Origin of the sequence: Acidithiobacillus sp. (assembly GCF_023255755.1) — a bacterium.
Taxonomy (GTDB): Bacteria; Pseudomonadota; Gammaproteobacteria; order Acidithiobacillales; family Acidithiobacillaceae; genus Acidithiobacillus.
The window spans coordinates 1-14,085 of the sequence record NZ_JAGDVS010000121.1; the positions used below are offsets into that span (position 1 = coordinate 1).

Sequence of the window (14,085 nt, forward strand, 5' to 3'; positions counted from 1 at the left end):
CCCCTGTCCGCTGCCGCGATCCGCCAGCGTCCAGTTACCGCCGCCTGCATTTGTCAGAATATAATCGGAGGCGGTCAGCGCGCCGCCATTGGTAATGCTGCCGCTGATGGTTGCACTACCCGTATTCGCCTGATTGGCAAAAATCTGCACACCGCCCGTGGCAAAGAGCGCCGTGCCGCTGCTGCCGTTGAGATTCAGCCCCTGCGCTTGCTGCGCGTTGAGGGCCGCCGCTAGGCCGTCGGCCAATTGCCCCAAGCCATTCTGGGCAGGGTGGAGAGACTGGCTGCTGAACTGCAGCAGGCCACCGAGGGTACCGCCGCTGAGGTTATGGCTGATGTTCGCACCATTGCTGGCGTAGGCGACGTCCATGGTCTGCTGGTTGTAAGCGCTGGGCTGGGTTTTGAGGTCGAAGGATTTGCTCCCCGCCACCAGCACCTGCCCGTTGCTGAGATAGACGTTGATCTGACTGTTGTTCTGATGCAGCACTTGCACGCCCACCTGGCTGTTCAACTGGGTGAGGAGCTGGTCACGCTGGTCGAGGAGGTCGTTGGCGGCACTATTACCCGCGCCCTGCAAGGTGGAGATCTGCGTATTCAATTGGGCGATCTGCTGGCTGAGACCATTGATCTGGGTGACCGACTGGCCAATTTGCTGGTTGACGCCGACACCGATGCTGCTTAATTGCTGGCCGAGGGACTGAAAGGTCTGGCTGAGATTCTGGGCATTGCTGAGCATGCTCTGACGCGCGGGCATGTCGCTGGGACTGGCGGCCACCTGCGCCACCCCGGAAAAAAACTGGCTGACCTGTGAACTGACGCCGCCGTTATTGAGTATGCCGAGGACCTGCTGCAACGAACTGGAAAGCGTGGCCTGGCCACTCGCGCTGGCGGTCGCCGACCATACCTGCCCTTGCAGAAAACTACTGAAACTCCGCTGCACCGTCGTGATCTGGGTGCCGTTGCCATAGTACTGGCCCCCGATGAAAGTGGGCGTGGTGGTAGACTGCACTACGTTTTCCTGGCTATAGCCGGGGGTGTTGACGTTGGCGATGTTATTGCCGGTTACCTGCAGCGCATTTTGCGCGGCCTGCAATCCCGTAAGTGCTGTATTGACGATTCCGCTGATTCCCGACATCTTACGCACTCCCCAAGGAACGACCCGGACCAGCATGATCACCATATACGGCGGTCTTCTGCCCCTGCAGAAGCGCCAGTGCATCCCGCAACGCGGCACTAGCAAGACGCACAGCATGATCCAGTTCGCTATACGCTTCCTGCAGGCCTAGTACCGCCTGATTCAGATCCGGAGCGGGTGCCGCATTACCAACCATTTCCGCACGCAGTTGCAATAAACGCCGGGCCAGAAAATTTCTCCGCTCCGAATCGGGCAAACCCTGTCCCCAGTCAGCGCGCGCCAAGCATGCCTTCTGTAGCTGCAGCAAATCGGTCAACGCGTGCACCGTCTCCAGCTCATCCCGCCCTGGGGTCATCTCACCCATGCCGCCTTCTTTCTCCCGATCTCAGAAAACGCTGTTTTCCGTTATAACGACACAAAAACTGCCGGAGTTTAGCCCCCGGCAGCGCCTTGCGGAAGCCCGGCCATCACCTGCTCCATCAATGGACTATCTGCCACTGCCACCAGTTTTCCGGCATATTGTGGATCGCTGGCATACCCTCCCTGCTGCAGGGCCTCTGCGAAAGCCGCAACATTATTCCCCTGCCCCAGCGCTGACTGGTAACGCGGATTATCGAGCAGCAGTTGGGCGTAGTTCTGCACACTGGCGCGGAAACTGCCATAGGCGCGAAAAACAGCCGTTTCCACCTGATTCACGCCATCCTCAAATTCGTGAGTCAGACTGCTCACCGATGGTCCCTGCCAGCTACCAGCCCCCTTTATACCGAAGAGATTATTTCCCGCCACATGGCTGCCCCAACCGGTTTCCAGAGCGACTTGGGCGATGATGGCCTTGGGCGCGACGCCCAGTTTCCGCGCTACGGACTGTACGGCGGGCAGGATGGAGGCGACAAAGGCGGTGGCCTGCCGGACCAGCGCCTGCGATGGTTTGGCCCAGGACGGCGATGCGGCTGCGGGAGATAGCAGGGCGGCATTGCGCTCTGGAACCGGCATTTTACCTTCGGCCAGCACAGGCTTGCCATTTTCACCCCAGTGCAAGTGGTAACGACTGGCGATTTCCCTGGCGAGGGTCTGCGCGATACCCATCCCTTGGCCCTGACTGACGGTTTGCGCGATCTGCTGGTTGAACATCGACTTGAACATCGGTCCGGCATTTTTCCCGGTAAGGTCGGAGCCAAATGAAGTGGCAGACATCGCCGAAAGCATTTCCTGCATCAGCACCGCCTCAAACTGTTTAGCGACCGCCATAATAGACTGTGGGTTGTGCGCCTGCGCATCACTGCGCAGTTGCGCCAGACCCGAGAAATTCAGGGCATCGCTGGCCGCCGCGGATGCCGCTTTCGGGTTGATATTCACCGCCTGGGTGCTGGCGCTGAGACTTACGGGGCCACTCATACTACCTCCAGTTGCGCATGCAGTGCGCCTGCAGCCTTCATAGCCTGCAGTATGGCGATCAGGTCGGTGGGCGTCGCACCCACCGCATTCAAGGCACGCACGACGGCCTCCAGACTGACGCCCGGCTTAAACATCAGCAGCTTGGCGTTGGACTGGTTAATGTTCACATTGGCTTGCGGAACCGCCACGGTCTGGCCGGCTCCCAGCGGATTCGGCTGACTGACGAGATACTTCTGAGAGATGGTTACCGAGAGGTTACCGTGGGCGACGGCACAGGAACCCAAGGTCACATTCTGGCCCAGCACCACGGTCCCACTGCGCGCATCAATAATCACCTTGGCGAGCGGGGTTTCCGGGGTGACGTCCAGATTCTCGATCTCGGAAAGGAAGATCACCCGCGCCCCCGGTGATGTCGGGGCCTGCACTTTGACCTCCCCTGCGTTCATCGCCTCGGCAATGCCATAGCCCAGTTGCTGATTGATGACGTCCGCAATCCGCGCGGCGGTGGTAAAACTCGGGGTATGCAGTTCCAGGGTCATGGGCCCAGCCTGATCGAATCCATTGGAGACGGTGCGCTCCACATTCGCCCCATTGGGGATGGTACCGGCCGTCGTCACGTTGACCTGTGCCGAAGCACCGTTACTACTGGCCCCAAAACCACTGACGATCAGATTGCCCTGAGCGACGGCATAGGTCTGCCCATCCGCACCTTTCAACGGGGTCATCAGCAAGGTGCCCCCCATCAGGCTACTGGCATTGCCGACTGCCGACACTGTGACATTAATGGTCTGCCCAGGTTGCGCAAAGGGCGGCAGATGAGCCGTCACAATCACGGCGGCCACATCCTTGGGCTGCAGATTAGTGGCTACGGAGGCCGGGAGATTGATACCGAGGCGCTGAAACATATTCAGCAGGGACTGTGTGGTATAGGGCACCTGAGTAGCCTGGTCGCCCGTTCCGTTCAGCCCCACCACTAGTCCGTAGCCCACCAACTGGTTGCTGCGCACGCCACCGACCGTAGCCAGATTGCGCACGGTTTCCGCATGCGCTCCGGCCAGATACCCGAACGCTAGCATCATGGTGATAAGTATCAGCAGAAGTCCTTTCCAACGAAGCGTTCTCATGATCGGACCTTATCGGTTAAAACGGCCACAGCGACAGGAAAAAGCGCGCCAGCCAGGGCATCCGCGCCGCCGAATAAATACTGCCGTCGCCGCTATATTCCACCCGTGCATCTGCAATCTGGGTCGAGAGGATAGTGTTTTGCGGCGTCACATCAGCGGGCCGCACGATCCCGGCCACCCGAATGTATTCATGCCCACCATTCAGCAATACCTCTTTGGACCCCTCAATCACCAGATTGCCATTCCCCTGCACCCGCACCACTGTCACTTCCAGCATCGCCGTAAAGGTATTGCTCTGGGTCGTGGCTCCGGTACCACCATATTTCTGGCCGCTGGTAGCTCCCATACTGGGGCTGAAAGGGCTGCCCGCCACGCTGCCAAAGGCGGGCGTGATACCGAAGAAATTGGTCAGCGCCGCATTCAGCGAATCCGAGGTGTTGATGGCGGTGTTGGTATTATTGGAAGCGCTGGAGTTCTCCTGAATCAGCACCGTGATGAGATCACCGATGCGATTGGCCCGGTTGTCATTAAACAGGGAAACATTGGTCCCCGTCTGCCAGATAGCCCCGTTGGCGGGGTGCGCGGCAAGAGATTCCGGCTTTGCCGGGATGGGCAGAGGCGTCAGCGGCTTAAGGTCGCGGTGGCCCTTCAACGTAGCGCAGGCGCCAAGACTGAGCAGGCATCCGACGGCCATGACGACACGGGCAAAGCCGCGCCAACCATTAGAAAGGAGGCCATTCAGGCCGCTCAGGATCATCATTTCGCCTCCCCGCGCGCGCATCAACTGTCCTCAAAGATTCTGGGTGAGATACTGCAGCATGGAATCGGATGTGGACACCGCCTTACTGTTAATCTCATAGGCACGCTGGGTGGAGATCATGTTCACCAGTTCTGATACCACGTTGACGTTGGAAGATTCCAGGTAACCCTGCTGCACGGAACCGAGACCATTCAGGGTCGGCTGGCCGGTCTGGGGCGCACCGGAAGAGCCCGTCTGCAAGTAGAGGTTGTCACTGATACTCTGCAGACCCGTGGGATTGATAAAATTGGCGAGCTGGATGGTACCCACCTGTTGCGGCTGCGCCTGTCCGGGCAACACCACCGACACCGTACCATCGCTGCCGATGGTGATGGATTGGGAGTTGGGCGGGATGGTGACTGGCGGCTGCAGAAGATAACCGTTGGACGTGACCAACTGTCCCTGATTATTCATCTGAAAGGTGCCATCCCGAGAATAAGCCATCGTGCCGTTGGGCTGCATGATCTGGAAGAAACCCTGCCCATTGATGCCCACGTCCAGGGAATTACCCGTCTGGGTAAGATTACCCTGGGTCATGAGACGCTCTGTGGACACTATCCGCACACCGGTACCCAGTTGCAGACCGGAAGGATACTGCGTCGTCTGGGAAGACTGCGCACCGGGCTGACGCAGATTTTGATACAGCAAGTCCTGAAAGACCGCCCGGGATTGTTTGAAACCGGTGGTATTCACGTTCGCCAGATTATTGGCGATGACGTCCATCTTGGTTTGCTCGCCTTCCAGACCGGTAGCGGCCACATATAAGGATCGCATCATTGGGCATTGCTCCTGTTTATCATGGCACCACGAGCAGTTGAGTGGCGCTTTGCTGGTCTTGCGAAACGGTCTGCATCAGCTTGGTCTGAATTTCAAACTGACGACTGTCCTGCAGCATCTGGATCATGCTATTCACCGGATTGACATTACTGCCTTCCAGCGCGCCCGGCTCCAGCACGACGTTGGCATTCTCCGGCGCGGATTTGCCGCCGCTGGTCTGAAAGAGGCCATCGGCGCCTTTCTGCAAAGTCTTCTCCGGCGGATTCACCAGCTTGATCTGGTTAATGGCCATGACCGCGTCGGGCTGACTCCCCACGGGAACGCCGGAGACCACCCCGTCGGCGCCGATCACCAGAGACTGCATAGGGGGCAGAGAAATGGGCGCGCCGTTAACGCCCAGCACGGGATGACCTGTCGCCGTCGTCAGAATACCTTGTCCGCTGATCTGCAGATTGCCGTCACGCGTATACGCTTCCTGTCCGCCGGGACCCTGCACCGCGAGCCAGCCCTGGCCATTGACCGCCACATCCAATGGCCGCCCCGTATGCACCACCGGCCCGGACTGGAAATCCACACTCTGGTTCACTGTCGCCGTATAGGCACGGGTCGGCAGGCCCTGACCGTACACCGGCAAGGCGCTGAACTGCGCCTCGTCAGCACGAAAACCGGTGGTGTTGGCATTGGCCAGATTGTTGGCGGTTACCGTCTGCCGCTGAAGAATCGCGCGGGCTCCAGTCATGGCAATATAGAGGGTATCCATAGTCCGTTATCCTCACAGGCTTAACAGCGTCTGGACCACGGCATTCTGGGTCTTGATGGTCTGGGCGTTAGCCTGATAGGCCTGCTGCGCGACAATCAGATTCACCAGCGACTGCGACAAATTCACATTCGACTGCTCCACCGCACCCGACTGCAACACCCCCAGATTGCTACTGCCCGGCGATCCCGACAGGGGTTGCCCGGAAACATAGGTCGGCGCCAAGTAGTTGTTACCGAGATTCTGCAAACCGTTATTGTTGGCGAAGCGGGTGAGCGTAATCTGCCCCATGACCTGCGACTGGCCGTTGCTGTAGCGGGCGAAAATATTGCCGCTGGGATCGATGGAGAGGCCGGAGAGCTGGCCGGTGCCGTAGCCATTGCTGCTGGCATTGATGACGGCGTTGGCGGAGTTGTAGTTGGTACTGCCGCTGAAGTTGACGGCGAGGGTACTGGGGGCGGCCCCATCTGCCCACTGGAGGCTGACAGTTCCACTACTGGGCGGTTGAACTTGCCCGCTTGAATTGAATTGAAGGGGGGTTGTAAGCGTCCCGCTGGCGGCCGTGCCACTCGCCGTTCCCGTCGCGGAGTAACCCACATTCCACGTCTGGCCGCTGGTGGGACTGGCGGAAGACAATTGATAATACGTGGTTAACAACTGTGATGTGCCCAGGCTGTCGTATACCGTCGTCGTCGTAGAGTAGTTGTACGTACTGGGATTATTGGGATTGATGGCCGTGCCGGTGATCGGCGTATTGGTCGAATCCAGGTTCAACCCGATACTCAGCCCGGAAGAGGCCTGCGGCGGCAACGCATTCTGGCTGATAGTCAGCGGCCCACTGGCCCCCGTCAGCTTTCCGTTCTGCGCCTGAATGCCGACCAGTTCGCCGCCATTGCCATCCACCACTACCCCATTCTGGTTCAGTTGCAGTTGGCCGTTGCGACCATAGACCGTGGCGCCGTTGTAATTGAACTGAAAGAAACCATTGCCGTTAATCGCCACATCCAGCGGATTACTGGTAGTCTGGATATTGCCCTGAGTGAATTGCTGGGCGATGGTCTGCACCTGGGTACCAATACCCACCTGCCCCTGAGTCGGCGCGGCGTTGGCCATCGCCGCCGCATAGGCATCGGCAAACTGGGCGTTGGAGCTCTTGAAACCCACTGTATTGGCGTTGGAGATGTTATTGCCGAGCACCTGCAGATTGGTGCTCGCCGCTTGCAGGCCACTTAACGCCGTATTGAAAGTTCCCATATCACCACCCCTTAAATAATATTCTGAACGGCGCTGAAGGGCACTGAACCTTGCTGACCTTGCAGTTCCAGGGTTGGCCCCGCAGCGCCTAAAGTCACGCCGTTGACGACCCCCGCCATATACGGCGTACTGCTGACACTCTGGCCGTTGGCTCCACTCGCCTGCACCGAAAATTGATACGTTCCACTCGGCAAGACGTTGCCGCTGGCATCAGCACCATTCCAGCTAAAACTCTGCATCCCCGCCGCCTGCGTTCCCTGGGGCAACACCGCCAGGGTTTGCCCGGCGCTGTTCTGTACTAACACGTCGACAGCGCTGGCACCGCTGCTGAGGTCGTAGGCGCCCATTGAAGTACCGCCATTCAGAGTCAGTTGATTACCGGAGGTCGTGACCGACCTGCCGATCAGGGAGGCCGCCTGCAAGCCCTGATTCTGGTTGATCTGCCCCATCAACGAACTCAGCGACCCCTGAATGGCCTGCACCCCGTTGGCGACACTGAACTGCGCCAGCTGTGACGAAAGCTGGGAATTACTCATCGGATTGAGCGGATCCTGATTAGTCAACTGGGTGACCAGCAGGTTGTAAAAGGTATTCTCGCTGGCGAGCCCGCTGGCGCCGCTGCTCGCACTACCCGAGCTTGCTGCTGAACTACTCTGCAGGGAGGCGTAAAAAGGATTGACGCTGGATGTCAGAGAATTGACGCTCATGATCAGGCTCCTATAGGGTGAGTGTTTTTTGCAGCAGGATTTTGGCGGTGTTCATGACATTGACATTGGCCTGGTAGGCACGGGATGCCGAGATCATATTCACCATCTCATCCACTGGATTGACGTTAGGCATCTTCACATAACCCGCCTTATCCGCAAGGGGATTGCCTGGTTGATATACCATCTTGAAGGGTCCTGGCTTGGTCACCACGCCCGCCACCTGCACACCGCTGACACCGGCAGGCGCAGCGTTACCGGAGAGAGGCTGAGCAGCGAATACCACCTCCCGGGCGCGATAGGGCTGCCCGTTCGAACTCGTCGCAGAATTGGCATTGGCCAGATTGCTCGCCACCACGTTCAAGCGATAGCTCTGCGCGGTAAGCGCCGAGCTGGCCACATCGAGCACTGAAAACATGGACATATCGAACCTCTCCTTACTTTAAATCACATTACCGGTGATGACTGAGTTCAGGGTTTTGATTGCACCTGTCAGAAAGGTCAAATCGGCCTGATATACGACACTATTCTGCAAAAAACTGGCCTGTTCGCGGTTCATGTCCACAGAGTTGCCGTCCAGGCCCACCTGGCTACCGCGCTGATAATGCACAAAGGCAGCCACACCTGCGCTGGCAGGCGATCCCGCCAGTTGCCGCGCATTATCCGTCTGCATGGCCAGCCCCCCCCGATCACCCGCCTGAACCGCTTTCAAGGTTTTGCTGAACGGAATATCCACCGCCTTGTAGTTCGGTGTATCGGCGTTAGCAATATTGGCCGACAGCAGTTGCTGCCGGTAACCACTGACCCGTAAGGCATCTGCAAGGGGATTGAGTGCCTGATCCAGAAAACCACCCATACCAGCCTCCTCCTCCACACAAATCATCATGTGACATTGCAAGCAAAACACATGCCTGGACAGCGCATCCGAACCAACCAGTAAGTTTTGTGGGGCTTTTTACGTCAGCCTCAGCCTAGGAAAACCAACGGGCGTCAAAACCGGCACAAACATACCGGGGACACCTCTGTGCACCACCGTAGCGGCATAATTTTGCCGACACCGCCAAGACCCGCTATCCGGCACCCTCAAATAACCTCCACCCCGAGATGACGCTTATCAGCGAACTCCGGCATCCTTCTCAGCGAGAGGAGGCCCTTGCTTCCCATTCCAAAGCACCCCTGGAAAATGGCACGTCATTTGCTTTTCTTGACTATGGCATGGGCAATTGCCGGGCAGACGTGGGCACGATAATGAAGAGGACCAACCTGGCAAAACACTCGGGGAACAACGCGGTGGCATCCTGCACCGCCCTGCTCCTGCTTGCCTGCTCGCTGCCGGTGAGCGCTGCGACGGAAAGCGCCGAAGCCATCCGTGCTACCGTTATCCGCTTTGTGCGCAACCACCTTCCCGCCCATACCAGCAACGCCCAGATTCACGTAGACGGCCCGGCACCGGGCTTGCGCTTCCCCGCCTGCAACCACTTGCAACTCGGCTTTTTCGGCTATAGCAACCCCTATGGCAACCAAACCGTAACGGTAAGCTGCTCAAGCCCTTCGCCGTGGAAGCTCTATTTACCGGTACAGCTCGCCATCAATCAAAACGTGGTGGTCGCGGCTCGACCGCTGAGCGCCGACCGGGTGCTCAGCGCCGCGGATCTCAGTGTGGTTCAGCGCGACACGAACGGTCTTGGTGGTAATGCGCTGAGCAATCCGCAGCAAGCGATTGGCCAGGTTCTGCGTTTTGGCACGCTGGCAGGACAGCCCATTACCACATCCATGCTCAATGCGCCGGAGGTTGTTCGTGCTGGTGAACAGGTCACCTTATACGCGGAAGGGGATGGCATTCGCATCGCCACCATCGCCAATGCCATCGAAAATGGCCGCCCCGGACAGGCTATTTTGGTGCGCAACGTGCAATCCGGCAGGGTGATCCGCGGTACCGTTACAGCCAAGGGTAGTGTGGTGGTGCCGTTCTGAATAACGACCTGTTTCCCGAAAGTTTTTGTATTGCCCTTCAGTTCCTGCTTCAATGTGCCGTATCACAGATTTAAGCGTAAAGAGGAGAATCTGTTGTCATGAACCCGATTAACCCTTATTCCGGATTGCCCGGCACGAAGATGCAGACAAACACCGATCCGGCGGTCACGGCGAACCAGCCGACCTCCGGGGTCGGTACCGCGCGGACCGCCAAAGGTCCGACCGTGGCGCAGGACCATGTCACTCTGTCTCCCGCAGCCCGCAGCCTGCTCGCCGCGCAGACCTCCGCACCCGCGAACGCTGGGCACGTGCAGGGCATCAAATCAGCCATCGCCAACGGCACTTATCAGATCTCGCCACAGCGCATCGGACAGGGACTCACCCAGGACGCACAGCAGTTCCTGCCCTTAGCCACTAACAACAAGGCCTGATGAATGGATAGCCAGACGGACACGGCACTGCAACTCCAAATCGGCGTGCTGGAGGCCTTGCTCCAGTTGCTGCATCAGGAAGAGCGTTGTCTACAGTCTGGGGTCATGACAGAACTGAAACCCATTGCTGCGGAAAAAGAGCGGCTCTACCAGACCATCAGCGCGCTCGAATCCCAGCGCTGCACGCAGCCATCTACCGTCACCCGCATGGATCTGCAAGCGCAACGCCGAACACTGCTGGAGAAGATCGTTCAGCACAACCAGCGGAATGGGCAGATCATCGGCGCCCTGGAGCGTTTTAACCAAGGCGCCTGGCAAATCCTCTTTGGGACCAATGATCCACTCTACACCGATGGCGGGACCACTCAGAACACTACCCAGCGGCACCTGATCGGCAGCGCCTGAGATGCTCGTGCTCACCCGGCGCCGCGGCCAGGCCATCTGTATCGGGGACGATATCCGTATCGTTGTCACCCGTATTGAAGACGGTCAGGTGCGGCTGGGGATAGAGAGTGCCCACGACGTGATCATCCTCCGTGAAGAATTACTGGAATCCGTTCGGCAGGCCAACCAGTCTGCCCAAGCCGTAGCCCCTGCCCAATTCGACCAGTGGTTACAGTCTCATCGCCCGTCTACCCAGGACGCGGCCAGCATTCAGGAAGAATAAAAATGACCGACTACTCCACCCGCTTTGGTCTCCTACCTATCTCTGATGCGCAGGTATGGCATTGTGTCGCCCCCCTGCCGGGCTTTGCGGAGTTGCAGCGGTTTACGCTCCTCCATGTTCAGGAACAAGGCCCCTTCGTCTGGCTGCAATCTCTGGATGAGCCGCTGATCGCCTTTCTGCTGGTTGCGCCGGAACATTTCGGCCTGCACTATCCGCAACGCCCACAGTTTGCGGCGCAAGAAACGGACGGAATCAGCATGGTCATGGTCATCCTGCCACAAAAAACCAATGATTCTTTACAGGCCAATGCCTTGGCTCCACTGTATTTCTTACCCCACACCCGCCAATTCGGTCAGTGGATTGTCGAGCATGCCGAACCCAGCCTGGCAAACATTTCCGAAGCCCAGACGCCTCCGGCAACCCTCGGTGTACCAATCATCCAACTCGGACTCGCCCGCCGGGATGCTACTGCCAGCCCCTTAGCGATTGGCGCTGCGTAAATGCTCGCGGTCGCAGCGCAAGGCATATTGGATAATCTGCTCCTGCAAGGCGCCGGGGGCTTGCACGAAGCTCAAGCCAATGTCTTGTGAGGCGGTACCACGGGGATGACCTACTGGTTCCACATAACGAACCTGCGCCCCCACCCGGTACACCTTGCCCTGAAAGCTGAATTGCACGCTTGCCAGCATCTCGCCGGCAGTCATCGGATAGTCACTGGGCGCATGAATTCTTGCGCGCATGCCACCGGCACCCAGATCCACACAGAGCCCGTCGCAACTGCGCGCACCGTGGCGCTGAAGTGACAGCGCCAACCCACCCGCCTCAGCGGGCACCGCGCGCAGAGCGGCACGGCGCTGCAGATGGTAAAGCGCATCCGGCCATTGGATGCGCACAGCCCCATAACGCTGCCACAGCAGCCTCTCGACCACCGTGCTCTGAAACCCCAAGGGTAACATCGACGTGCTCCATAGGAGCAAATCCTCTCCGCGCCGCAAGCGGGTATTTTCTGCCTCCGGCATCAGTTCATCGAGGATCAGGGTCGCGGTGTCTGTTTCAGCATGAAGGAGCGTGGCCTGGGCCAAAACGCCGCCACTACGCCCAACCATCACCGCCAGCGCTTCACCACTCGCGATCAGTTCGGCAAGGGCTCGCTCTATCTGTCCTTTCCCCGTTTGCCGATTTTTTTCAGTGAACAGTTGATCCAGGAAGCTTTGGCTTGAAAACATCGTGTCCTCGCGTTTTGCAATTTTAGTCGTCAAGTTTTTGACGATCCTGACGGAAGACCGTCAGATCCGGGCGATCGTAACGGTCCATTTCTACGGATAACGTCTCAACAGCATGATTCATGCCTTACCGCTGGGGTCTTTTTCGCGGCACGGTTTTCGCTTTGCCAAGGGAATCGCTGCAGGATCGGAAAAATCGTCTATTTCCCAGAGCGGGTTAGTAACAGGAGTTCGCCATGGCGCGCCGTAAGAAAGAAGAGGAATGGGAAAATCATGAACGTTGGCTGGTGTCTTATGCCGACTTCATTACTCTGCTCTTCGCCTTTTTTGTGGTGATGTATGCCATTTCTTCGGTGAACGAAGGCAAATACAGAGTCCTGTCGAAAACTTTGGTATCCGCCTTCAGTGGACAACCCTGGTCACCGGTACCCATCCGCTCTGACGCGGGGCTGTCCCTCAGCCAGACGCCTGTAGAACTGCCCGCCCTGCCTAAAATCGCCGATATGGCGCCCGTTCCTCATGTGCAAAAAGGCCAGGTTTCACCCCAGGCTAGGAACGACCCACAAACACCGCCGCATCCCGCCACCGCCATGCGGCAAATTGAAAAACAAATGGAGACACTGCTTAAACCTTTGATCGCGCAGGGTAGCGTCGCCATTCATCGGAGCAACCTGGGCGTCGTCATCGATCTGAACGCCAAAATCCTGTTTCACTCGGCACAGACGCGGCTCAGCCCGAATGCCACCGCCACTCTGGGGGCTATTGCACAGGTCTTGCGTCAGGTGCCTTACCAGGTCCAGGTAAACGGTTTTACCAACGATCTACCCATTCGCACCGCCCAATTTGCATCCAACTGGGCACTGTCCGCCGCACGTGCAGTTTCCGTAGTGGAACTCTTCATCCAGCATGGCGTGAATCCGCAGAATCTGGTCGCCGCAGGCTACGGCAAGTATCATCCGGTAGCACCCAACGATACGGCGAAGGGCCTCATCATGAATCGACGAGTAAGCATCGTGGTAGTCGCCCCACAGAATCCGAGCAAGGCCGGAACCGATCCGATCATGGCGGGCGCCATTGATCAGCGCGGTTAGATATCAGGAAAAATTCGATCAATGACATCCGACGAGATCAACAAAACGCAAAAGCAGCAGAAGCGCCTCAATCGCGTCATCGTGATCGCTCTCCTTCTGCTGGTCGTCGTCGCCACGGGGGTATACCGGAAACATTCCGAACGACACGACGAAAGCACTCCCAATACCCTTCAATCCAGTGGGGCCAGCGTTTTTTTGAGCCTGCCGCAACCCATAGCGGTAATATCCTCTGTTAACTCCGCCAAACCCACCGCAGCAGTTACCACCCCGACGATCTCAACTCAGTCAGCAACCGCCATCAACACCAGTGCGAATCCAATTGTTTCACCCACGGTTATTGCCAAAGGATCCAGGCGGTCTCCAGTTCGCCAAAAAATTGGCGCAGCCAACCCGCGCCCGACACCCGCCCCAATGCCCGTATTGACTCGTCCCACCCTGACGCAGAAGTCAGCTCCACCCACCCGTAAAGCGCCAACGGCCCCCGCCCCAGCCGTTGACAACACCTGCAGCGACGCTGGCTGGTATGTGCAACTGGGGGCTTTCGGGCGCTCCAGCATGGCAACTGATCTGGCAAAACCGCTCAAAAGCAAAGGCTTCAGCACGTGCATCGGCACCTTGCCACAGAACCATCTTTACCGCGTGTTGGTGGGCCCCGTGCCCAGTCGGATCGCTGCCGATACCGTCACGCAACGCATCGCCAACCTCACCAAACATCAGGGTTATCCCCAATACTGGTCACCCGTCCGCTGATGATC

The 14,085-nt window shown here is 58.2% G+C and carries 19 protein-coding genes; 7 read left to right on the forward strand and 12 right to left on the reverse strand.

Annotated elements, in window-relative coordinates; genetic code table 11:
- From flgK to flgB, 11 genes are all read right to left on the reverse strand, one after another.
- Positions 1 to 1,134, reverse strand: a 1,134-nt coding sequence (gene flgK, locus Q0C48_RS08420) for a flagellar hook-associated protein FlgK (RefSeq protein WP_291523354.1), incomplete at its 3' end; no start/stop codon positions are given.
- Position 1,135: 1 nt separating this feature from the next.
- Positions 1,136 to 1,498 (reverse strand): hypothetical protein, encoded by a 363-nt coding sequence (locus Q0C48_RS08425; RefSeq protein ID WP_291523356.1) that lies wholly within the window; start codon positions 1,496 to 1,498, stop codon positions 1,136 to 1,138.
- A gap of 68 nt (positions 1,499 to 1,566) precedes the next feature.
- Positions 1,567 to 2,529, reverse strand: a complete 963-nt coding sequence (gene flgJ / locus Q0C48_RS08430) for a flagellar assembly peptidoglycan hydrolase FlgJ (RefSeq protein ID WP_291523358.1) — start codon at positions 2,527 to 2,529, stop codon at positions 1,567 to 1,569.
- Positions 2,526 to 3,653, reverse strand: a complete 1,128-nt coding sequence (locus tag Q0C48_RS08435; protein ID WP_291523360.1) for a flagellar basal body P-ring protein FlgI — start codon at positions 3,651 to 3,653, stop codon at positions 2,526 to 2,528. The genes flgJ and Q0C48_RS08435 overlap by 4 nt, the downstream gene beginning before the upstream one ends.
- A gap of 16 nt (positions 3,654 to 3,669) precedes the next feature.
- Positions 3,670 to 4,413 carry a flagellar basal body L-ring protein FlgH gene (locus Q0C48_RS08440; protein ID WP_291523362.1) on the reverse strand — a complete coding sequence of 248 codons (744 nt, stop codon included), beginning with the start codon at positions 4,411 to 4,413 and terminating at the stop codon, positions 3,670 to 3,672.
- Between the two features lie 30 nt (positions 4,414 to 4,443).
- Positions 4,444 to 5,229 carry a flagellar basal-body rod protein FlgG gene (gene flgG / locus Q0C48_RS08445; RefSeq protein ID WP_291523364.1) on the reverse strand — a complete coding sequence of 262 codons (786 nt, stop codon included), beginning with the start codon at positions 5,227 to 5,229 and terminating at the stop codon, positions 4,444 to 4,446.
- A gap of 19 nt (positions 5,230 to 5,248) precedes the next feature.
- On the reverse strand, positions 5,249 to 5,989 hold the full coding sequence (flgF, locus tag Q0C48_RS08450) for a flagellar basal-body rod protein FlgF (RefSeq protein ID WP_291523365.1): 741 nt from the start codon (positions 5,987 to 5,989) through the stop codon (positions 5,249 to 5,251).
- 12 nt (positions 5,990 to 6,001) lie between these two features.
- Positions 6,002 to 7,240: a flagellar hook protein FlgE gene (gene flgE / locus Q0C48_RS08455; protein ID WP_291523367.1), complete on the reverse strand. Its 1,239-nt coding sequence runs from the start codon at positions 7,238 to 7,240 to the stop codon at positions 6,002 to 6,004.
- Between the two features lie 11 nt (positions 7,241 to 7,251).
- Positions 7,252 to 7,947 carry a FlgD immunoglobulin-like domain containing protein gene (locus Q0C48_RS08460; RefSeq protein ID WP_291523369.1) on the reverse strand — a complete coding sequence of 232 codons (696 nt, stop codon included), beginning with the start codon at positions 7,945 to 7,947 and terminating at the stop codon, positions 7,252 to 7,254.
- Positions 7,948 to 7,957: 10 nt separating this feature from the next.
- Positions 7,958 to 8,368, reverse strand: a complete 411-nt coding sequence (gene flgC / locus Q0C48_RS08465; protein ID WP_215876211.1) for a flagellar basal body rod protein FlgC — start codon at positions 8,366 to 8,368, stop codon at positions 7,958 to 7,960.
- A gap of 18 nt (positions 8,369 to 8,386) precedes the next feature.
- On the reverse strand, positions 8,387 to 8,800 hold the full coding sequence (gene flgB, locus Q0C48_RS08470) for a flagellar basal body rod protein FlgB (RefSeq protein WP_291523373.1): 414 nt from the start codon (positions 8,798 to 8,800) through the stop codon (positions 8,387 to 8,389).
- A gap of 434 nt (positions 8,801 to 9,234) precedes the next feature.
- On the opposite strand from flgB, the gene flgA reads away from it, so the two are divergent.
- The 5 genes from flgA (at position 9,235) to fliW (ending at position 11,516) form a co-directional block, all read left to right on the forward strand.
- Positions 9,235 to 9,918 (forward strand): flagellar basal body P-ring formation chaperone FlgA, encoded by a 684-nt coding sequence (gene flgA, locus Q0C48_RS08475; RefSeq protein ID WP_291523375.1) that lies wholly within the window; start codon positions 9,235 to 9,237, stop codon positions 9,916 to 9,918.
- A gap of 98 nt (positions 9,919 to 10,016) precedes the next feature.
- Positions 10,017 to 10,349 carry a flagellar biosynthesis anti-sigma factor FlgM gene (gene flgM / locus Q0C48_RS08480; protein WP_291523377.1) on the forward strand — a complete coding sequence of 111 codons (333 nt, stop codon included), beginning with the start codon at positions 10,017 to 10,019 and terminating at the stop codon, positions 10,347 to 10,349.
- A gap of 3 nt (positions 10,350 to 10,352) precedes the next feature.
- The gene (gene flgN, locus Q0C48_RS08485) at positions 10,353 to 10,754 is read left to right on the forward strand and encodes a flagellar export chaperone FlgN (RefSeq protein WP_291523379.1); all 402 of its coding nucleotides are present in this window, start codon (positions 10,353 to 10,355) and stop codon (positions 10,752 to 10,754) included.
- Position 10,755: 1 nt separating this feature from the next.
- A complete protein-coding gene (locus Q0C48_RS08490) occupies positions 10,756 to 11,016 on the forward strand; it encodes a carbon storage regulator (RefSeq protein ID WP_215876214.1) in 261 nt (86 codons plus the stop codon).
- 2 nt (positions 11,017 to 11,018) lie between these two features.
- Positions 11,019 to 11,516: a flagellar assembly protein FliW gene (gene fliW, locus Q0C48_RS08495; protein ID WP_291523381.1), complete on the forward strand. Its 498-nt coding sequence runs from the start codon at positions 11,019 to 11,021 to the stop codon at positions 11,514 to 11,516.
- On the opposite strand, the gene Q0C48_RS08500 is transcribed toward fliW, so the two are convergent.
- Entirely contained in the window at positions 11,496 to 12,275 is a 780-nt protein-coding gene (locus tag Q0C48_RS08500) for a flagellar brake protein (RefSeq protein ID WP_291523383.1), read from the reverse strand. The two genes, fliW and Q0C48_RS08500, sit on opposite strands and share 21 nt — an antisense overlap.
- Before the next feature lie 200 nt (positions 12,276 to 12,475).
- On the opposite strand from Q0C48_RS08500, the gene motD reads away from it, so the two are divergent.
- Positions 12,476 to 13,330, forward strand: coding sequence for a flagellar motor protein MotD (motD, locus tag Q0C48_RS08505; protein WP_291523385.1), 855 nt, complete (start codon positions 12,476 to 12,478; stop codon positions 13,328 to 13,330).
- 21 nt (positions 13,331 to 13,351) lie between these two features.
- Positions 13,352 to 14,080 carry an SPOR domain-containing protein gene (locus tag Q0C48_RS08510; protein WP_291523387.1) on the forward strand — a complete coding sequence of 243 codons (729 nt, stop codon included), beginning with the start codon at positions 13,352 to 13,354 and terminating at the stop codon, positions 14,078 to 14,080.
- Positions 14,081 to 14,085: the final 5 nt, after the last annotated feature.